This window comes from Lactobacillus kullabergensis (genome assembly GCF_000967195.1).
Classification (GTDB): domain Bacteria; phylum Bacillota; class Bacilli; order Lactobacillales; family Lactobacillaceae; genus Lactobacillus; species Lactobacillus kullabergensis.
The window spans coordinates 1071245-1091165 of the sequence record NZ_KQ033871.1 but is presented as its reverse complement, the minus strand read 5'-3'; the positions used below and the strand labels follow the sequence as shown (position 1 = coordinate 1091165).

The window sequence follows — 19921 nt, the reverse complement described above, 5'->3', positions numbered from 1 at the left end:
ACAATTATTTTATAGCTTACATAATTTACACGCAACATAAAATTTATTTCCATTTAAAATATAATGTTGTAAAAATTAAAAACAAATGTTAAGCTACGAGATAATTTAGATAAATTTAACTACATTACTCATGGTAGAACTACCACATCATTTCATGATTTTTCACAAAAGAGGGTGAAAGAATGGATACTTACTTAACCAAAAAATCTGCAATTAAAGAATCAATTCCAACAATTTTCGGCTATATTGGCATAAGTACGGCTTTTGGAATTATTGGCAAAGCCAGTGGCTTTTCTACTTTGGAAGTTTGTTTGATGTCTATTCTGATTTATGCCGGATCCGTTCAATTAACCACTCTGAATATGCTGGTTGCGGGAAGCCCAATAGCTTCAATTGTTTTAGCCGCTTTCTTGGTCAACTCTCGAGTAATTCTTATGAGCACGACTGTAGCAGGTTATTTGAAACAAGAAAATTTAAAAAGAAATATTTTGATAGGAACTTTTCTCACCGATGAAAGTTTTGCTCTAGGTATGAATAAAATTAATTATACAAATGACAAGTTAAATTTTACTTGGTTTAACACGGTAAATATAGTTTCTTACATAACTTGGCAAGCTGGAACACTTTTGGGAGCTGCATTAGGCAGTTTTATCACTGATCCTAAAAAATTAGGGCTTGACTTTGCTATTGTAGCAATGTTTATTGGTTTGCTTTATTTGCAGGTAATTGGGGACAAAAAACTAAATAAAGTACTCCAAATAATTGTGATATTGATTTCTTTTGCGTTGACATATTTACTGACAATTATTTTACCTGGCAATTTAGTGGTAATAGTTGTAACCTTAATTGGTTGTAGTTTAGGAATGGTAATAAAGCATGTCTTCTTCTGAATACATTTTAACGACAATCATTTTCTGTGGAATCACCACTTTGTTATCTAGAGTGATACCATTTGTCTTGTTGAAAAAATTTACCTTGCCGCCAAAATTAGTTGAATTTTTGTCTTTTGTGCCTATAGTGATAATGGCTGCTCTTGGGTTTAGTAACTTATTAATAGCAAACCCAGGTCATTTGCCTCAACTTAACATGCAGTACGCTTTGGCTTCACTGCCAACTTTTATTTCCGCAATTATTAGTAAGTCTCTCTTAATCATTGTGATAGTTGGTATGATTTCACTAGCAGTTCTTCGTTTAATTTAAAAAACGAATGGTACTGTGTAAATTAAATACTAAAGTCGATCACCTTGTGAACATTTTTTATATTTTATAAATAGTTTGTAGTTTATTTATAATGTACAGAGTAAGAAAAAGCATGTAAAAAAGCATTGTGCTATATTGCTCAATGCCTTTTTGTAAAACAAAAAATATATAAGATTATTTTCATAGTAATGATAAAAGAAGGGTGCAGTTTATTTTTATAAAAATAATAGAAAATGAAATTTAGTAATTAATAATTAATTTTAAAGTTGGCGAACATTTTTATATGCTATTGACGATTTTTTCGATATTATCATCTTGCTGTGCTTTAGATTGATCAAGCATATAGGCATAAGTTTTTGCAGTTATTGTCATGTATGAGTTTCCTAAACGTTTTGAAATAGCATATAAATCAATTCCTTTACTGCTATGATAGAGAATGCAAAAGGGCATAACAGTGTTGTATTTGCGTTACTTCTAAGAAATCTAAATTCGAACTGTGATCTCTTAGAGGTTTTTTGTTTTTTAAATATTTAAATCTTATTTTTTACTTAAGCCAATTAATTCTATAGTAGACAATATAACTTCTCCAGCAGTTAAATCAGCCGTTACTTTGCTGACTTGACCTTTTTCAGTATCTTTGCCTAATATTTCGTTTAAATTATTATCAGACCCATCTTCTGATATCAAGTTACCTCTGCCTTTTATTGGCCGTATGACATACCTTCCGGGTTTAATATCAAGCCCTACTAACCATATACCAGCACTTATTTTTGTTTTATAAGTATATTTATCCGGTGTTGGCGTGAAGCTTGTAGACTCTATCCAGTCTAACTTGATTTTGTCATTTTTTACTAAGTTGGTAGTAAAAGAAGTTAACTGATCTCCTTTATCATCGTTTCCTAAAATAACGTTAATAGTAAAATCGCTGTTAGATAAATTCCCACTGCCCTTAACAGCTTTAATAACGTACCTGCCTGGCTTTATATCTCTACCGACCTTATACTTACCAGCGCCTAAAGTAACTGCTTTAGCTGTGTTCTTTACTGGTATAAATTTGGAGACCTTTTTGGAAGCATAGTCAGAAAGCTTTTTCCTCTTTTTTACAGGAGATGGTTTTATTGAATGAGGTGCGGTAGTTTTGTATGTTTCATCATGATTCTCGGCTTTATTTGAAGTTGATACAAAGAAACCATAAATTAAAACTAGTATTAGTCCCCATACCCACCAACGTTTTACTAATGGCTCATTTGATGGATTTTTACTTGGTGTTGGTGCTTCTTTATAATCTTTTCTATTTTTTGATTTTCTATCACTAATAATAATGTAAATAACAAATATTATTAGTGCAATTACCCATAAAAATTTCATTTCCCTTCTCCCATTATACTTGTATCAGTACATTTATAATTTACCATTTTTATAAATGTCTTAAAAGAATAAATTTACATATATTTTTTAGTGCTATTGAATATCGTATTCTACATGGACAACTTTACTTAAAATTTTTCCCGGCTTATCTTTGTTTAAAAACAATTCAATCCTAATCATTATTTTCAGGCATTAGAAGCTGCATGGAATTGCCTTTGCGATATAACATAAACAGCTTATTAGAAAGCACATGGTCAAAAGTTAGGTCATGATATCCTAAAACATTTTGCTCGGCAAAAATAGTTCAAAAAATTATAAGCTGGGAAAATTCAAAACTTAAAATAATAAAAAAAGTTAAAAAACTACTCTTTATTAGTTTTATGCCGTGCGAATGCCTTGCAGGAGCAAAATAAAAGCTTGTAATAGTAGATATTACAAGCTTGTTAACTTAAGGAGAGTACAGACGAATCCTACGTTTATTAGCAAGTTTAATTACAGTAAAATCCTTTACTATCAATAATTTATAGATTAAGTATAATTAACAAGGTTGAACCTGGATACATTTTTGGATGCCTATATTTCATCTAAGATGCATATAATTTGTTTGTCTGATTTTTGCTTAAGCTCGTCTAACATATAGGCGTAAGTATTGGCCGTGATACTCTTGTTTGAGTAACCAAGGCATTTAGAAATAGAGTAGAGGTCAACATTTTAAAAAGTAGTAAAACCACATGAGTGTGCCGTAAACTATGAAAGTGGAAACCTTTATTCTCAATGCCTAGCTTGTCTAATTGTTTTCTCAATGTTTTATTGACTGCATTAGATGTGAGAATTGTACCAAATTTATCTATGAATAATCTTTCATGATTATTAACCATTAATTGACATAAAATATCCAGTAGTTTTTGGTCAATCTTGATCACACGGGTTTATAACTTATTCTTGGTTTCCTTGTTAATTTCATCTGAATCATAATTAATAATTTTTTTGCTATCGTAGTCCCAGGACTTCGTTAAATGTATTTCTTGATTTTAAAATCAATATCGTGCCACGTTAGCACTCTGATTTCACCAGGTCTCATGCCCATGTAAATGATGTTTAGCAACATATAGCGGCTAACGTATGTTGGCTTAATGTCTTTTAGCAATAATTCTTTCAGTTGCTGTACTTACTTAAAGTTAAGATATTCAGTCTTACGAGTTTTCTTATCATTCCAAGTAAGTTTTATTCGTTCAGTATAGTTTAACCTTAACAGTCCTTCGCTCATCGCATCTTTGATGCAGCTCCGAATGCTTCCATTAGTTTTTCGAACAGTGTCCTTAGCGTGTGTCTTGCCGTAACCGTTTAGAAAGTTTTGGTACTTGGCACGAGTCATTTTTGACAATTTAATATTAGCAAAGTTTTCTTTTATAATTTTGTAAATATGAGCGTACCGACTAACAGTGTCGCGTGTTTTATCTGGTGCCTTATATCTTAAGTACCAATCTTTAAAGTAGTCAGCAAAAACAGGATCTTGATTTGAAATTAAGTTCTGATCTTTTGCCACTTCAATTTTATTTGCCCACTTGCGAGCTTGCAATTTATTAAAAAAGCCACTCTCAACTTTGAATTTTCGTTTGCCTAAATTGTCATACCACGATACTTGAGCACGTCATTTGTCACCGCATTTTTCCAATGTGCCATATTTATTTTTCTTTAAAAATCTGTTAAAAGAGGTACAATAATAGCTTTGCTATTGCTCTCAGATTAGTCTTCAGGAATTGCAACAACTCACTTCCTGAGGCTTTTTTGTTGTAGCTATTATTTTGCTAACAAGTTCGTGATAATTGTACTAATAATAGTTGTGAGTACAGTCAATACAAAGCCGCCAATTATCCAATCGTATATTTTATTTACTTTTCTATCTGTATCTTGAATCTTATTATTTTGAACTTCTAATGCATTTTCAATTTTGATAAAATGTTTGTCTTGTTCGTTAAAATGATTATCTATTTTATGTAGGATTTTTTCATTACTTAATTCAAGCTCAGTGTGAGTTACATATTTGTTATTCATATTGTTACCACCATCTTTACTATTGTAATATTCACTTTTATCAATTGGTAAATCTTGAGAATAATTTATTGTGTCTTTTTTTGCATTATCAAGTGTAATAATATTGTCATTAGTCTCCATTTGAGTTCACCTTTATAGGGATAACAGTGTCAAAAATCTTATTTTCATCTAAGAGATCATTGAATGTATAGAACTGACTTTCAGATTGTTCTTCAGAATTAAAATGGGCATGTGATAACCTGATATAATACGATTTTATCTCTGGATTGATTAATTTGTGAGGATTAATACGATCGTGAACAGGAATTGAACTTTTTGCGTCAACTTTGACTTTGAATTTGAGTTTAAAAAAATTTGTTTTGTCTAATTCTTTAGGGTCTAATTCGATATGATACTGAATATATACTCCAGGATATGGTATATCATTTGAATTATTTGAAAACCGGGGAATTTGATAAGCCATATCAAGTGGTATGTCACTGTATATATCAGTAGAATATAAAGTTAAATAAAAACGAGTAAAATGATGTGTAGTTGCAGCTAATTTAAAACTTTTGTCTACCCAAACTGTGGTTTCAATTACTATATCTTTATGTGACTTTCCATTGAAATCAAGATAATTTATTGGTTGACCATTTCTATCATCTTTTATAACGAATGAAGTTAGGCAAGCAGGACCCTTATCAACAATCATTGGTTAACCTCCTGTAATATTTTTAAATCGATTAGTATCTTTAATATCTAAATTTTTTACCGCAATTCATGCAGATTATGTCTACCTTTTTAATGTTCTTACCTGCAAAGCCTAGTAAATAATTAGTTAAGCCACTCGCCATTATCATCATCTTCTTCAATATCTGCATCCATTAATTCTTTAACCATCTTCAAGTATTTTTCTGGTACGTGTCTGCCACGATAGGAGAATACCTGGTCATGGCCTAAATCCACTGTGCTTTTGTCCTTCACGTTGGAAATGGGCAAAGGGTCATCTGGTCATCTGTATTATCTAGCAGGTAATCGGTAGACGTATGTGATACTTTAGCCACTTTCTGGGTGTTTTCCAAACTTGGAACACTAGTCTTCCAACTATAGATAGTATTCTTACCCAATCTAGCTCAATCGTTAATCTCGTAGAGAGAAATATGTTTCTCCTTAGCTAAGTTTTTTATAATTTCAAATGTACTCATATCATGGTTTTCCAGCTATTGATGGCTATATTTACTAATTTATACTAATATATCTATTTAATTTTTAGGAAATATTAGTAATATTTAATTATCAACAAGTTAATAAACAAATTTGAAACAACAAAAAAGCAATAAATGCAACGGGAATGCTGATACTTAGCTTATTTGTTATGAACCAATATTAGGATATATCCTAATGGTTGTCAATTAGTTTATTAATAAGTTGACAACCAAATTTGCATAGATAAAAAAAGTGGAAGCATGCCAACAGAGGAAAAGTTAGAGAGTATTCAAAGACAAATCGAGAAAAAAATTGCTCTGATTAACAAGAATATGACACAAGCTGAATTAGCAGCTTTAATGGGCGAAACCAGATTTAGTGTTAATCATGCAATCAAAGGAAATAACACTAAGAGGGTCGTTAGGACAAGAAAGAAAACCTACAAGGTTTTAGGAATGGAGGATTAAACAATGAACATTAGAAATGCTGCTTTGGAAGCACAAAAAATAGACCGAGGCATTGCGAGAAAAGCTCAGGATCCCGACCAACTATCTTTATTTGTACTAACTTGTTAAAAGACTAGACCTAGCAATAATATTGCTAGGTCTTTTAATTACCATTGATTCTATGCTAAAGAAAAGTCATAGGAGTTGGCGCATGTTTATTTTAATATTAGGTGCATGGTCATTGTGGTTCTTAATTTGGTTTACAGCTGGGGCATGCCTTTGGTGCTGGTGAGTTTCGTATGGATGTTACAGTAATCGTTGAAACTGCAATATCATTATTATGCTTATATAGTATATATCAAAGTTAGAGAGGTGGTAGCATGCATGATGTGACTAGCCTTATCTATGCTTTAGGAACACTAAACGAAGTAGCTGCCACCTTTTTAGCGGTAACACACACATCGCACAAAGAGGAAACGGATGATGTTATCAAAAACCTGAAAGTCGAACGAGATAATTTTAAGCAGGACTATCTTTTTGAGCGAAAAAGACGGTTAGAGATTGAAGAAAAATACGAAAAATTAAAAAAGAAGTTAGAGAATACTAAATAGTGTTCTTTTTTTATTGAAAGGAAATTAAAATGACTCAAATTATTAATCTATTAAATTCATTATTGCCCATGTTGTTTTATTGGCAGTCGGTATTGTTGTTGTCTATCAATATGCTAAACAACATAATCCAGCATTTGCCGAAAAAAATGAAGTGGCTGTATGACGTTGCCCAATATATTGATACACAGCAGGCAACTCATACCAATGCTTCTGGAGCAGAGAAAAAGCAGGCAGCCACTGACGCATTGCTCGAGCAAGCAAAGGCATCTAAGGCTAAATTAACCAAAGAAACAGCTGAGGGTATGGTTGAGAAGGCTTACCAAGAAGGTGTAAAAAATGAAGCTAAATAAAAAATACGCACTTTCTGCTAATGAAGGCGCATCTGCTTTGGCTAAAGGAGATATTATTGTAGCTCACTCTACAGCAACTCCTAATGGTTAAGCTTGGGCTATTGCGCATAATATGAAAGCAGGTATTAATACGGTACAGACCTACGTTCATCTAATAGTGGATGACAAAGAGTGTTATCTGGTAGGTGGCTTAGGCTATGTAGCGTGGGGATGTAGGTACTATGTAATCAGCTCTCACCAATGCAAATTGACCTGTGCGAGTTCAGCAATAAAACACGTGCGAAAAATGCCTACCGTAACTATATCAGTTTAATTCGTGAGTATGCTCAAAAGTACGGTATACCGCTAACACTGGATACTAATGCTAAACGAGGGGTAAAAACACATAACTGGGTAACACATAATTTAGGGAATACAGACCACAGCGATCCTTACGACTATCTTTCAAGCATTGGCGTTAGCAAAGCACAGTTCGCACACGATATTGCTAATGGAGTTGGCGGTAAAGCCCTTGTAGCTAAAAAGCCAGCTAAAAGTGCAAGCAACAAATCAACCTGTGTTAAAAAATCTGGAACTTTTATTTTAGGCAAAGCACTTAAGCAACATACCTCTCCACATATTAGCGCACCTGCAATTGCTAAACTGCCAAAGGGTAGTGCCGTTAAATATGATGCAGTTCTGCAAGGACCGAAACGACTATGGCTTAGACAGCGACGTGCTAATGGCTATGGCTATATTGTTGGCAAGGATAAGTACGGTAAAACAATGGGGCAATTTAAAAAATATTAATTAAGCCACTCTGGAGCATTGCTCTGGAGTGGCTTGTTTTGGTGCTATAATTATTTTATTAAAGGTGATGTTAATATGAAAGACAAAAAGTTGTGCTTTGGTCTCTTTGGAGTATATATGTTTTATTTACGTTTGCATTCTTGTATCTTTTAATCAAAAGCAAAAATTATACAGATATTGTTCCAACTGTTGAATTGGCTATTATCTCCGTCTTTTTTAATGTATATATTATGAAAGAAAGGAAAAAACCACCAATTCTGAAATTAAGACTAATATACAGCAATTCAAAGAAAACACCGGCTCTAAGATTGGTTTTGTTTTATTATTTAATGGTTTTAATTTCTTTTTTAATGCTCACTGTGAAAAGGATTTTTGGATATACTTGGTTTCTGTTTTCATTATATGGTTGTGGATTTTTACTTACGATATAGGATTTGTCATTTTAGCGGAGATTAATCCTAAAAAAAAGCATATTTTTTGGTAAATTTATTGAATCAATATTTGAATGCGCCACTAATTCGACAATATTAATATTACTCGTCTCATATGCTTTTTCTCATCATTTTAGTGTATCACTCGAAAGAATAATCAAAACCGTTTTATCTCTTTTTGCTATAATGATACCTGTAATTAAAATTTATAATATCTGAGTACTACGAGTATGAAAAACAAGAACAAGCAAAAAAGAAACAACAAAAGCAGGAAAAAGATAAACAAGAAAAAGAAAAGTACCAGCATGATTTTTATAATTATGAATAAAAACCACTCAGATTAATTTCTGGGTGGCTTATTTCTTATTTAATAATTCTTAAATGTGGTTTAGTAGTGAAGCTTCCAACATTATCATTACTAAAATCGGTTTGAAACGTGGCTTCTAGTTCGTCTATAGGTAAAGCTAAATTAGCTTCTACATTTTGCTTAGTGGTAACCCCAGCATCTAACAGCATTTTCAGCGATTCTTTAAAGATTTTAGGGCGCTCTTGAGGCAAATCGTTGTCCCCTGGCTCATGTATGCGCCAACCATTTCTAGAAAGTTGTTTTTCAAGATATAAATACTGATTCTCGGATAGTAAATGTAATGAGTTTGCTTTGTATATTAAAGCTGAAATTGAAACATTCCAATATTTTTTTGCTTCACAGAAAAATGCCATATTTGTTGAAAGCATAAAATTTGAAAATTCTCTGTCAGGTAAAAGAAGATCTGACGCAAATTGATTAGCTTGACGTTCTAAAATATTTTTATAAACCTTACTATTAAGCTCAAAAATATTGTCTACACTGTTGTGTAGGAGTAAATGACCTAATTCATGAGCCAGATTGAATCGTCTCCGCATAGGAGATTCACCATTATTTGTTAATGCAATGAATGGTCTACCATTAGCCCAAGTTGAAACAGCATCCATTTTTTGACTTTTCATTGTAGTTTCAACAATAATAATTCCATTTACTTCCATAGTATTAGTTAAGTTTTTGATTGGACCATTGCCTAATTTCCATAACTGTCTAACTTTGTGTGCTATATTCTTTATTTCTTCAAGGTTAATATCTTTTATTTCAATGTTTAGTGGTTGTGGAATATTCAACCTAGGAAGTTGAATATATTGAGATATGTAATTTGTGTTTTCAATTTCAAATTTTAATCTAGCTTTCTGCATATCACGTAATTTATTTGTACTTGCAGCTTGACTACGAAAGAATACTGGCCCTGTGGAAACAAATTGACTAGATTTTCCGAAGAAATTAATAGGAAACTTTAATGCCTTAGCAATTTTAATTATAGATTCTCCACGAGGTATGGTAAAACCTCTTTCATATTTACTAATTGATTCACGGGAAAGAGAGGCTTTTTCAGCAAGCTGTGCCATGGTGTAACCGCGTGTTAGTCTCGCAAGCTTTAATTGACCAGGGTTAAATTGTACCTCCATCATTTTTTTGCTCCTTATTCAGCTTTTGTTTTACTTCATTCTTAAATTTTAATTTTAAGTCATATTTTTCTGAATCTGTAGCGGGTTGTACAATGCTTAAGGAATTTGTTATATTTTTTTGGTAAAGCCATTTTTTTGCACCAACATCAGGTAAGCCAATTTCAACATATTCTAAATTAAATCCGACTCCACCATAGGTTATCATCAAATAAATTTTTTCATCCTCAATATTATTTTTTTCATCCTTAGTATTAATTTTTTCATCCGCATTTTGATCAAAAATTGACATCTGTCTATAAATTGGGATATCCTTATTTAGCTGACTCAGAAAAATACGATTTTTTGCAATTTTAGGTAATGCAGATTTTTTCGTAGTTTTGTTTACGGTAAATATATAATTTTTAGAAGTAAAAGTTAAGTAGCTATACCCGTTTGGAACAACAAGATTTGATTCCATTTTTAAATTGATATTTGAATTAATAAGCTCATGTTTTAACAACAAGTCAACGTATGCGTGCCTGATATTGCCATGTGTAATTTTAGCTTCAGGTAATTGTAGATCAGTTTCTCTTTTTACTAGCTCATTCGCCAAATTATATCCTTTCTTTATTGAACCAGAAAAGAAACCGGGTAAACTTGGATCAATTTTATTTTCCAATAAGCTATTTAGATAATTCATTGTAAACGTTCCTTTCTAAGATCGAATTTATAGAATGCAAAAACATATTTTTGAGTTTTTGTAATTTTTAAATATACTGAATCAAGTATATTTAGTTAATATTTATGATTACATTTTTACATTTTAAGCATATTTTGTCAAGTTTTGATTTTATAAGAAAATATTATTCAATAATTTAATTTATGGTAGCCGTTTTAAAGTATTTAATATCTAATATATTTAATAAAATTATATGCATTTAGCTATTCCGTAGTTTTAGCAATTATCGATAGACATTGCTGTTGGACATTCAAAAATGTTGAATTCCCATAAGTATAAATGGTATAAATCAGCTAATTAAAAACAAAATTTAGCATTAAAACCGCACGGCATAGAGGTACAAAATTATATAAATAAAAGAGCAGTTTTTATAACTGCTCTTTTATATTGGATCCTGAATTACTATAATTAAAAGGTTGGCGAACATTTGGCGATCACATAAATTAAAAATACTAATATATCAAGCTCCAAGACCATATATTTAAGGAGAGTACAGGATTTGAACCTGCGCGCCAAGGAAAAACTTGGTTCGCCGGATTTCGAGTCCGGTGCATTACCACTCTGCCAACTCTCCATGACGAATAACATTATACCTTAACTGAATATTTTTTCAACTTGCCATTTTCTTCTAAATTGAACAAGTGCGTGTTTGTTGTGTATTTGCTTGATGTAATATCGGAAAAAGCAATTAAATCAGTATACACACTAGATAGCAATATTATTCTTTTAGATCACCGATTGTCTTGAGATAGGTTTTGATTTTTTGTTCTACAAACTTGATATTATCGTCAATTTTCTTTTCCTGTTCATGTAAATTATCTAGCTGCTTAAACAGTAAAACAAGTCTATCAGGTATAGTTTGGTCACCCTCATAGCGTAATTTGGTGTATTTTTGCATTTCTTTAATACTCATACCAGTCTTTTTTAAGCGGGAAATGAAACTAATCCATGCTACATCTTTTTCAGTATAAATGCGACGATTATTTTCATCACGATTTGGGAAAAGTAATTTTTGTTTTTCATAATAACGCAGTGTGTCGATTGAAAAGCCACTAAGTTTCGAAAATTGACCAATTGAATATTTCATTGTAGTTCCTTTCTAAAAAATTCAAGCTAGGTAAATGATACATCGTCATATTTTACCACTACCAAAAAATTTTAAAATAGTAGTTGACATGGACTATACTCCAGCAACTATTCTATAAACCGTTAAAAAAGTTTACAAAACAAAAAGGAGAAAAACTATGAAAAATGATGAACGTTATCAAAAGGGTTTAGTAAATTTAGAAAAAGTTGATCAAGAAGGCGGCAAATCAGTTATTGATTCACTAGCTGGTTTATCTGAAGATGTAGGTCGCTACATTATTGAATTTGCATTTGGTGACGTATACGATCGTGGTGTCCTGGATCTAAAGCAAAGGGAAATGATTACCATTACAACTTTGCTGACACAAGGTGACACTGAACCGCAACTGAATGTTCATATCAATGGCGCTTTAAATGTCGGCTTAACGCCAAAGGAAGTAATCGAGACATTTATTCAAACTATTCCTTACGTGGGATTTCCGAAAGTGCTAAACGCGATTAATGTTGCTAAAAAGGTATTCAAAGATCGTGGAATAGATTTCACGCAATCGAATAAAAGTGAATAAAGTCATGACTAAAACTAGTTACTGTTATAAGTAAACTAGTTTTTTTATCTGAAGCTGATATAGTTCGTATTTTTATGACTATAAAACAAGCATGCATGAATTTAATTGTAAGTTAATTTTTGAGTTAAAGAAGTGAAATATGGAAAGTTCATTATCTAAGCGTGCAGCTGTTATTGACACAATTCCAACAGTTTTTGGCTATTTAGGAATTGCGTCCGCTTTTGGTGTGATTGCTCGCTCAACAGGTTTTTCGACTATTACAGTAATCATGATGTCAATCATAATCTATGCTGGGTCAGCACAATTTACCACTATTAGTATGCTAGTAGCAGGTAGTCCGATTGCTTCAATTATTTTTACTACATTTATGGTCAATTCAAGGATGATTTTAATGAGTACAACGGTGGCACCGTACTTTAAGAAAGATAAACTGGGCAAAGGTATTTTAATTGGTACGCTTTTAACTGATGAAAGCTTTGCTCTAGCAATGAATAAACTTAATTTTACAAATGACAAAATGAATTTCAGTTGGTTCAATACTGAAAATATGATTTCATATAAAACTTGGGTATTTGCTACAGCGATTGGTGCCATACTTGGCAACTTTATTAAAGATCCAAAACAATTAGGTCTTGATTTTGCAAATGTGGCAATGTTTATTGGTTTGTTATATTTGCAAGTAAACAATGATAAGTCTTTAAATAAGCTGTTACAAGTAATAGTAATTTTACTGACAATGTTGTTGACCTATATTTTGACAATGATTTTGCCACCCAGTCTGGTTATTATTGTTGTAACTCTTATTGGATGTGCATTGGGGATGGTAATAAAACGTGTCTTCTTCTAACTATTTGTTTTTGACTATTATCGGATGTGAACTTGCAACTTGGCTATCGCGGATACTTCCCTTTGTTTTATTAAAAAAATTCACTTTACCTAAAGCAGTGGTTGAATTTCTATCTTTTGTACCGATAGTTATAATGTCTACTATGTGGTTTTGCAATTTATTCACCGCTCAACCAGGTCAATTGCCAAAAGCTAACCTTGAATATCTTGTTGCTGCAGTGCCAACTTTTATAGCAGCGGTTATTAGCAAGTCACTTTTAGTGATTGTGATAGTTGGAATTGTTTCATTAGCTTTATTAAGGTTAATTTTGTAAAGTTGCTAACTGATTTACATTTCTAAAAGTTTATCTTGAGAGAATTGTGAGTTATACTAATTAAAGTTGTTAATTTATAACTATTAAGCAAATTTGTTATTAAAAATCAAATAAATATTTTGGTTGAAGTGAAAGACTTTCAAGAATTGTTCTCAGGTTTGGGTTGCCTGAGCAATTTTGAAGGTCTTTTTTGCTGTAGAAAGCTGGAAGGTAAATGAAATTTTTAGGAATGCTAGTTGTTATATTAATAGCTACCCTAATTGGCGGACAATTTAGTGCAAGGTTAAGATTACCAGCTGTTGTCGGCGAATTACTAGCTGGGATAGTGATTGGACCGGGAATCTTTAATTTGGTACAACCGGGCGGAATCATTAAAGTGTTCTCCGACATCGGTGTGATTTTTTTGATGTTTTTGGCAGGTCTAGACAGTGATATTAAAACACTAAAAAAACTTTTTCGTCCTAGTGTGTTGGTAGCTGCCTTTGGTATGATAGTACCAATTATTATTGCTTATATAACAGGCATTCTCTTTAATTTTTCACAGGTTGAAAGTTTATTTTTAGGCTTAACTTTTTCAGCTACTTCGGTTTCAATTTCGGTAGCCGTTTTGCAAGAAATGGGACGCCTGGAAGGAAAGGAGGGCATGACAATTTTAGGTGCTGCAGTAGCAGATGACCTGCTCTCAATATTACTTTTGAGCATTGTTAGTGGACTGACAGGTGTTTCTGAGCAAGGTTCAAGTATGGAAAAAAACTTTATTATTAGCCTCCTTGTTCAGGCAGCCTTTCTTATATTATTAGTTCTTCTTAGCATTTATGTCATACCTCGGTTAATTAGCTTAAGTCAGCGTCTGACATTGCCTGTTCCAGAAACCTTGGTGGCAATGATTATTGTAGTATTAGCTTCTTGGGCTGCTGAAGAAGTAGGACTTAGTAACGTAATTGGCGCTTTTTTTGTCGGCTTGGCTCTGAATCGTACCTCAGCACAGAAAACGCTCAAGAAAAATTTTACCGTGATTAGCTACAGCAGTTTTATTCCTGTCTTTTTTGTCAGTATTGGTTTAGATATGAGCATTAAGGGAATATTACACGACTTTATTTTATTTATCGTTTTGATAATTGGAGGTGTTTTATCAAAATTAGTTGGCGCAAGCTTGGGCGCAAAAATGGCGGGTTTTAGCAATTCCAGTTCCTTGTTAGTCGGGACCGGAATGGTTTCGCGCGGTGAAATGGCTCTCGTTGTCGCACAAATAGGTTTAACCAACCATCTACTAGCGCCAGCAGCTTATTCAACAGTCATTGGAGCAATAATTATGACAACCGTAATTTCACCCTTTCTCCTCAAATGGTCAATATTAAGAATGGATAAGAATGAATAAAGCAAAACAAGATACTTAAGATCAATACAGAGATCTGACCTTATAGTTAAATTTCTTAAAGTCATTTAGAAGTTATGCTATGATTAAAACCGTGTTTTTTCACTGTTAAACTTAAACAGAAGGTAGGAAGGTCTGATGAAAATAAAGCCGAGTGCTGGGATATTTAAATTAAGATGGTATATAGAGCAGATGCGAGGCTGGAGTTTTAAAACATATTTATTATTAATGTTGGGAATAGGCATTATTGTTGGTACTACTGTAGCCGCACCTGTTACTCAAATTTCCTTGTTAACAATGATAGCTGCAATTTTGGGTTTTACATGTACACTTGCCATTACTAATGCCAGACAAATCAATGGTATTTTAGGTTTAATTTCTTCTGCGATTTATATTATAGTTTCCATATACGCCAAAAATTATGCCAATGTGATTTTGCAAGCTATTTATATTTTGCTGTTAGATTTACCTGTATTAATGTTGCCGTCTTGGTCTAAAGATACGGAAAAACATATTCATGGTTTGACACTGATAAAGTGGCTTCTTACCATTATATTTTTTGCCATGGTGCTAGTTTTACTTTATCTGCTAGATACTAAACTTTTTACTAGTCCAAGACCCCTAATCGATGCAACAGCTGGAGCAATTGGAATTACTGGATCTCTTCTTTGTATGTTACATTTTCGCGAGCAATACTATTTTTGGACTATTCAGGGAATACTTTCAATTATTTTATGGGGAGTTACCGCATTTCAAGGGGATGCTAATCTAACTTTATTTTTAACATATATTTTGTATTTAACTAATGATCTACTGGCATTTACCGATAAGCATGTTAGCTGGTTTCACTAACAAAAAAGAAGTCTTTCTCAAAAGACTTCTTTTATTTGTCTAAATGTTTTTTGACAATTCTACTTAAGATCTTAGTTGCACCTTTGCCTGCCTTGTCATCATAATATGATTGATAGCGGGTATCATTGTCATAGGCATTCACAATACCTAAATGAATTTTAGTAGAATAATTCGGCATAACAATTTGCAACCAGTGTTGGTGATTTTTAAAAATAGCATCACTTAAGGCAGCTTCTTTAGCAGGGTCTTTGACAACTTCCTGTAAATTTCTTACCAGATCTGCCTCAGTTTGTTTCATTTTATTATATTTTGCTTCAGTAAATTGACTTTTTTCCGACATGACTTCCTCCTGTAATTTGTTAAGATACTTAAATAACTATAGCAACATTAGCTTGAAAAATCATGTCTAAATTTATTTGCGGAAAATTAACAAGGCATAATTGGTAATGCTGGGCAAAAGACAAGAAATCTAATAAATAAAGCGCTATAATTAAGAGAGAGGCGAACTAATGATCACTTTTGTTTGGGCAGAAGATGAAAAACACCAAATTGGTCTAGATGGACATTTACCTTGGAAACTGCCTGCTGACTTACACCATTTTAAAAAAATAACTTATGGACATCCCATTGTCATGGGTCGAAGAACTTTTATGAGCTTGCCTCATATTCTACCAGGTCGCAAGCATATTGTTTTAACAACTAGTCAGAAATTAAAAAATAAATTTCATGCTGATCAAAGAGTTTTAATAATATCTACGCTCACTGAATTACAAAGATGGATTGATCAACACAAAAATCTGGAAATTTGTGTAATAGGTGGTAATTCGGTCTTTGACGCCTTGAAAAATCAGGTAGATTGCTTAGAAAAAACTGAAATAAAAGCCACTTTTACAGCTGATGTGACAATGACAAAACTTAATTATAGCCATTTTAAGATAGTAAAAAGGGAATTTCATCAACCTGATGATTCGAATTCTTATCCATATGAATTTTTAACTTATATGAGAAAGGAGAAGTGACATGAAACAAGTTATTGCTTCAACCGTCGTTTTACTAATTTGCATACTGATTTTGATTAGCAGTTTTTTACTTGCAGAAAACTTAAATCATAATTATTGGTGGCAGGTAATTGGCATGGCAATTGTTACTTTTGCTGTGGGACAATATTTTTTTAAAATAATAAAATCATATCAAACAACTAAAAAATAATTTATTTTTCGGTTGACAGATGATTTTTTAGATGTTAAATTAATAAACAATTAAATAATTAATACATCTTGAAAAGCAGAGTAGCTATTATTTTTACTAATAAAGAGAGCTGACGTTTGGTGAGAGTCAGTTAGTAAGGTGTAGTGAATATGGGCTTGAAACGATGACTGCTAGTGATATTTAGCTAGTGGCGGAGTTGCATCCGTTAAGATTGCAAGCTATTGTTAGATAGCTGTTGAGGTTTATTACGTGAGTAATAAGCAAATTAAAGGTGGTAACACGAAGCACTCGTCCTTAGATTAGGATGAGTGCTTTTTTTATTGAAAAATTGGGAGGTTTTTCTAATGACTAAAAAGAGTCGCAATATAATTATTGGAGTAATTGCAGCCATTGTAATTATTGCCATTGCCTGGTTTAGCTTTGGCAAAAAAGGAGATAGCAATCAAAAGAACCACGTTGTTACTGTAGGTATAGTTAGTGAATCAAAACCCAAAGAGGTTATTTGGGATCACGCAGCAGCCTTGGCCAAGAAAAAATATGGCATAACAATTAAAGTCAAGAATTTCACTGATTACAATCAACCAAATAAGGCAGTAAAAAGTGGAGACATAGATCTAAATGCTTTCCAACATTATGCTTTTCTTAAAGCTTGGAATAAAGCCAATCATGGTGGTTTAGTAGCTATCGGACGCACAGATATAAATCCGATTAGACTATATTCAAAGAAATATCATAAATTAAGTGAGCTGCCAAAAGGTGCTACAATTGCCGTACCAAATGACGCAAGTAATGAATCCCGTTCCTTACTCGTTTTGAAAAATGCTGGTCTAATTACATTACGCAAAGGTAAAGCTCTTGTGACTGTTGCGGATATTGTAAAGAATCCTAAAAACATCAAAGTTAAAGAAATTAGTGCCGATCAATGTGGCCGGGTAATCAATTCTGTAGATGCAGCAGTTATTAATAATGACTTTGCTCGTCCAGCAGGTTTAGGTGAAAAACAAACAATCTTTGTTGAGCCGGTAAATAGAGATTCTTACCAATGGATAAATATCATTGTAGCTAAAAAAGATCAAGCAAAAAACAAGGACTACCAGGCGGTAGTCAAATGTTATCAAACTGCAGAGACTAAACGGATACAAAAGAAATATTATGGCAACATGACTAGAAGTGCTTGGGACATTAAATTGAAGTAAAAATTTTAATGATCGGAGAAGATTGTAATGGGTATTATTGATTTAGAACACGTTAGTGTAGATTTTCCTGATAAAAAAGGCAAAATTGTGCAAGCAGTTCATGATATTAGTCTAACTGTAGAAAAAGGTGATATTTTCGGAGTTGTAGGCTTTTCCGGAGCAGGTAAGTCTACCTTAGTCAGAACAGTCAACCTTTTACAAAAACCAACAGCTGGTAATATTAAAGTTAACGGAACCGATTTTGTCAAAGATGGCAAACAGGTAATAGCTAACAAAGATTTACAACTAGCTCGCAGAAAAATTGGCATGATTTTTCAAAATTTTAATTTATTAAATGAAATAAGCGTGGTTGACAACGTGTCCTTTGCCCTGAAACATTCTGGATTAAAAGAAAAAGAAATTAAGGAAAAATCATTAAAATTATTAGATTTAGTGGATTTAAGAGATAAAGCAAACTTTTATCCAGTGCAGCTTTCCGGAGGTCAGCAGCAAAGAGTTGCTATTGCCAGAGCTTTAGCGAATGAACCAGATATTTTGATTTCAGATGAGGCTACCAGTGCTCTTGATCCCCAAAATACTCTCCAAATACTGACATTGCTCAAAAAGCTCCAAAAAGATCTTAACTTAACTATTGTCTTGATAACTCATGAAATGGCTGCTATTAAGAAAGTTTGTAATAAAGTTGCCTTAATGCAGTCTGGACAAATTGTTGAAAAAGGAAGTTTAAGGGATGTTGTGCTACATCCTAAAAATGATTTGACCAAGAGTTTCGTGGGTGGCTCTTTGGAGGTAATCAACACTTTGAAATCTCTTAATATTGATAAACTTGACAATGATAATGAAGCCATTTATCAACTTGTTTATAGCATGGCTAATGTCACTAAAACAATTGTTGTTGATTTATACCGTGAAGTAGGGGTCGAAGCCAGTATGTTATACGGCAATGTTGAATTGCTTGATGATGAGCCAATTGGTACTTTACTTGTTCAAGTCAAAGGAGACAAGATAAAACAGCAGGAGACAGTTGCTTATTTAAGAAAAGAAAAAGTTGCTGTCACTCGTTTAAACGAAAAGGGGGATCTATATGAGTAGTTGGTTTAGCAAAGTTTTTCCCAATGTTGTGCAATTAGGTTGGTTGGGAGACACTGGCTGGGGCACCAGCATTATTCAAACTCTGTATATGACTTTTTGGGCCGGAATTTTTGGCGGCATTTTGGGAATGGTTTTTGGTATCGTTTTAGTCCTAACAAAGAGTGACGGCATCAGGCCTAATAAATTTTGGTTTAACCTTTGTGATAAAATTGTTTCAATTTTTAGAGCAATTCCGTTCATTATTTTACTGGCATTCATAGCTCCAGTAACGCAAAAAATTGTTGGGACACAAATAGGTATTCAAGCTGCATTGGTTCCTCTGACATTAGGCTGTTTTCCATTTTATGCTCGGCAGGTTCAAGTAGCACTAGAAAGCGTTGACCACGGAAAAATTGAAGCAGCACAAAGTCTAGGAGCTACGATTTGGGACATTATATTTAGTGTTTACTTAAACGAGGCTAGATCTGAACTTGCTCGCGTCTCTACCGTGACAATTATCAGTTTAATCGGTTTAACTGCAATGGCAGGAGCTATAGGTGCCGGTGGACTAGGTAATACAGCAATTTCATATGGATATAATCGGTTTAATAATGACGTTACTCTTATTGCGACTGTTTTAGTTATTATTTTAATATTTATTGTTCAGGTTATTGGTGATTTTTTTGCCAACAAATTAAATCATCAAAATCGTTAAAAATTTTAAAACAAAATAAAAACAACGAGTTGAATCTCGTT

At 32.8% G+C, this 19921-nt stretch carries 26 protein-coding genes, 1 tRNA gene and 1 other annotated feature; of the genes, 16 read left to right on the top strand and 11 right to left on the bottom strand.

Features of this window, described 5'->3' with window-relative positions; genetic code table 11:
* Positions 1-182: 182 nt before the first annotated feature.
* Both JF76_RS05670 and JF76_RS05665 read left to right on the top strand, forming a co-directional pair.
* Positions 183-890 (top strand): AzlC family ABC transporter permease, encoded by a 708-nt coding sequence (locus JF76_RS05670; RefSeq protein ID WP_045928185.1) that lies wholly within the window; start codon positions 183-185, stop codon positions 888-890.
* The gene (locus tag JF76_RS05665) at positions 877-1200 is read left to right on the top strand and encodes an AzlD domain-containing protein (protein ID WP_045928184.1); all 324 of its coding nucleotides are present in this window, start codon (positions 877-879) and stop codon (positions 1198-1200) included. The genes JF76_RS05670 and JF76_RS05665 overlap by 14 nt, the downstream gene beginning before the upstream one ends.
* A gap of 537 nt (positions 1201-1737) precedes the next feature.
* On the opposite strand, the gene JF76_RS09950 is transcribed toward JF76_RS05665, so the two are convergent.
* The 6 genes from JF76_RS09950 to JF76_RS10505 all read right to left on the bottom strand — a co-directional run bounded on the left by JF76_RS09950 (position 1738) and on the right by JF76_RS10505 (position 5571).
* A complete protein-coding gene (locus JF76_RS09950; protein WP_052697080.1) occupies positions 1738-2568 on the bottom strand; it encodes a hypothetical protein in 831 nt (276 codons plus the stop codon).
* Positions 2569-3197: 629 nt separating this feature from the next.
* Positions 3198-3446: a tyrosine-type recombinase/integrase gene (locus JF76_RS10530; RefSeq protein WP_341853136.1), complete on the bottom strand. Its 249-nt coding sequence runs from the start codon at positions 3444-3446 to the stop codon at positions 3198-3200.
* Between the two features lie 290 nt (positions 3447-3736).
* Positions 3737-4147, bottom strand: a complete 411-nt coding sequence (locus tag JF76_RS10420; RefSeq protein WP_244267929.1) for a tyrosine-type recombinase/integrase — start codon at positions 4145-4147, stop codon at positions 3737-3739.
* Between the two features lie 221 nt (positions 4148-4368).
* Positions 4369-4743 carry a hypothetical protein gene (locus JF76_RS05650; RefSeq protein ID WP_052697079.1) on the bottom strand — a complete coding sequence of 125 codons (375 nt, stop codon included), beginning with the start codon at positions 4741-4743 and terminating at the stop codon, positions 4369-4371.
* Entirely contained in the window at positions 4733-5317 is a 585-nt protein-coding gene (locus tag JF76_RS05645) for a hypothetical protein (protein WP_045928183.1), read from the bottom strand. Before JF76_RS05645 ends, JF76_RS05650 begins: the two co-directional genes overlap by 11 nt.
* Positions 5318-5439: 122 nt before the next feature.
* Positions 5440-5571 carry a hypothetical protein gene (locus JF76_RS10505; protein ID WP_279625412.1) on the bottom strand — a complete coding sequence of 44 codons (132 nt, stop codon included), beginning with the start codon at positions 5569-5571 and terminating at the stop codon, positions 5440-5442.
* 500 nt (positions 5572-6071) lie between these two features.
* Between JF76_RS10505 and JF76_RS05640 the strand changes: the two genes are divergently transcribed.
* From JF76_RS05640 to JF76_RS10225, 4 genes are all read left to right on the top strand, one after another.
* Positions 6072-6278, top strand: coding sequence for a cyclic nucleotide-binding domain-containing protein (locus JF76_RS05640; RefSeq protein WP_045928182.1), 207 nt, complete (start codon positions 6072-6074; stop codon positions 6276-6278).
* Positions 6279-6637: 359 nt separating this feature from the next.
* Positions 6638-6868: a hypothetical protein gene (locus tag JF76_RS05635; RefSeq protein WP_045928181.1), complete on the top strand. Its 231-nt coding sequence runs from the start codon at positions 6638-6640 to the stop codon at positions 6866-6868.
* 29 nt (positions 6869-6897) lie between these two features.
* A complete protein-coding gene (locus tag JF76_RS05630; protein WP_045928180.1) occupies positions 6898-7218 on the top strand; it encodes a hypothetical protein in 321 nt (106 codons plus the stop codon).
* Positions 7219-7458: 240 nt separating this feature from the next.
* Positions 7459-8007 (top strand): peptidoglycan recognition protein family protein, encoded by a 549-nt coding sequence (locus tag JF76_RS10225; RefSeq protein WP_052697078.1) that lies wholly within the window; start codon positions 7459-7461, stop codon positions 8005-8007.
* A 794-nt stretch (positions 8008-8801) separates the two neighbouring features.
* Here the strand turns inward: JF76_RS10225 and JF76_RS05620 are convergent.
* From JF76_RS05620 to JF76_RS05605, 4 genes are all read right to left on the bottom strand, one after another.
* Positions 8802-9935, bottom strand: a complete 1134-nt coding sequence (locus JF76_RS05620) for an ImmA/IrrE family metallo-endopeptidase (protein WP_045928179.1) — start codon at positions 9933-9935, stop codon at positions 8802-8804.
* Positions 9916-10590 (bottom strand): hypothetical protein, encoded by a 675-nt coding sequence (locus JF76_RS09945; RefSeq protein ID WP_156962760.1) that lies wholly within the window; start codon positions 10588-10590, stop codon positions 9916-9918. Before JF76_RS09945 ends, JF76_RS05620 begins: the two co-directional genes overlap by 20 nt.
* 544 nt (positions 10591-11134) lie before the next feature.
* Positions 11135-11224 (bottom strand) — tRNA-Ser (locus JF76_RS05610).
* Positions 11225-11368: 144 nt separating this feature from the next.
* A complete protein-coding gene (locus JF76_RS05605) occupies positions 11369-11737 on the bottom strand; it encodes a MerR family transcriptional regulator (protein WP_034979600.1) in 369 nt (122 codons plus the stop codon).
* Between the two features lie 157 nt (positions 11738-11894).
* Here JF76_RS05605 and JF76_RS05600 point away from each other — a divergent pair, with 157 nt between their 5' ends.
* The 5 genes from JF76_RS05600 (at position 11895) to pnuC (ending at position 15689) form a co-directional block, all read left to right on the top strand.
* Positions 11895-12302: a carboxymuconolactone decarboxylase family protein gene (locus JF76_RS05600; RefSeq protein ID WP_045928178.1), complete on the top strand. Its 408-nt coding sequence runs from the start codon at positions 11895-11897 to the stop codon at positions 12300-12302.
* 139 nt (positions 12303-12441) lie between these two features.
* Positions 12442-13149 carry an AzlC family ABC transporter permease gene (locus JF76_RS05595; RefSeq protein WP_045928177.1) on the top strand — a complete coding sequence of 236 codons (708 nt, stop codon included), beginning with the start codon at positions 12442-12444 and terminating at the stop codon, positions 13147-13149.
* Positions 13136-13462, top strand: coding sequence for an AzlD domain-containing protein (locus JF76_RS05590; RefSeq protein ID WP_045928176.1), 327 nt, complete (start codon positions 13136-13138; stop codon positions 13460-13462). The genes JF76_RS05595 and JF76_RS05590 overlap by 14 nt, the downstream gene beginning before the upstream one ends.
* Before the next feature lie 214 nt (positions 13463-13676).
* Entirely contained in the window at positions 13677-14840 is a 1164-nt protein-coding gene (locus tag JF76_RS05585) for a cation:proton antiporter (protein WP_045928175.1), read from the top strand.
* A 135-nt stretch (positions 14841-14975) separates the two neighbouring features.
* The gene (pnuC, locus tag JF76_RS05580) at positions 14976-15689 is read left to right on the top strand and encodes a nicotinamide riboside transporter PnuC (RefSeq protein WP_045928174.1); all 714 of its coding nucleotides are present in this window, start codon (positions 14976-14978) and stop codon (positions 15687-15689) included.
* A gap of 31 nt (positions 15690-15720) precedes the next feature.
* Here the strand turns inward: pnuC and JF76_RS05575 are convergent, their stop codons facing one another.
* On the bottom strand, positions 15721-16029 hold the full coding sequence (locus JF76_RS05575) for a TipAS antibiotic-recognition domain-containing protein (protein ID WP_052697076.1): 309 nt from the start codon (positions 16027-16029) through the stop codon (positions 15721-15723).
* Positions 16030-16198: 169 nt separating this feature from the next.
* On the opposite strand from JF76_RS05575, the gene JF76_RS05570 reads away from it, so the two are divergent.
* The 5 genes from JF76_RS05570 to JF76_RS05550 all read left to right on the top strand — a co-directional run bounded on the left by JF76_RS05570 (position 16199) and on the right by JF76_RS05550 (position 19880).
* Positions 16199-16708, top strand: a complete 510-nt coding sequence (locus tag JF76_RS05570; protein ID WP_045928173.1) for a dihydrofolate reductase — start codon at positions 16199-16201, stop codon at positions 16706-16708.
* A 1-nt stretch (position 16709) separates the two neighbouring features.
* The gene (locus tag JF76_RS05565) at positions 16710-16898 is read left to right on the top strand and encodes a hypothetical protein (RefSeq protein WP_045928172.1); all 189 of its coding nucleotides are present in this window, start codon (positions 16710-16712) and stop codon (positions 16896-16898) included.
* Positions 16899-16957: 59 nt separating this feature from the next.
* Positions 16958-17197: a binding site (T-box leader), on the top strand.
* A gap of 45 nt (positions 17198-17242) precedes the next feature.
* Entirely contained in the window at positions 17243-18094 is an 852-nt protein-coding gene (locus tag JF76_RS05560) for a MetQ/NlpA family ABC transporter substrate-binding protein (RefSeq protein ID WP_045928171.1), read from the top strand.
* 27 nt (positions 18095-18121) lie between these two features.
* Positions 18122-19186 (top strand): methionine ABC transporter ATP-binding protein, encoded by a 1065-nt coding sequence (locus tag JF76_RS05555; protein ID WP_045928170.1) that lies wholly within the window; start codon positions 18122-18124, stop codon positions 19184-19186.
* On the top strand, positions 19179-19880 hold the full coding sequence (locus JF76_RS05550) for a methionine ABC transporter permease (protein ID WP_045928169.1): 702 nt from the start codon (positions 19179-19181) through the stop codon (positions 19878-19880). The genes JF76_RS05555 and JF76_RS05550 overlap by 8 nt, the downstream gene beginning before the upstream one ends.
* Positions 19881-19921: the final 41 nt, after the last annotated feature.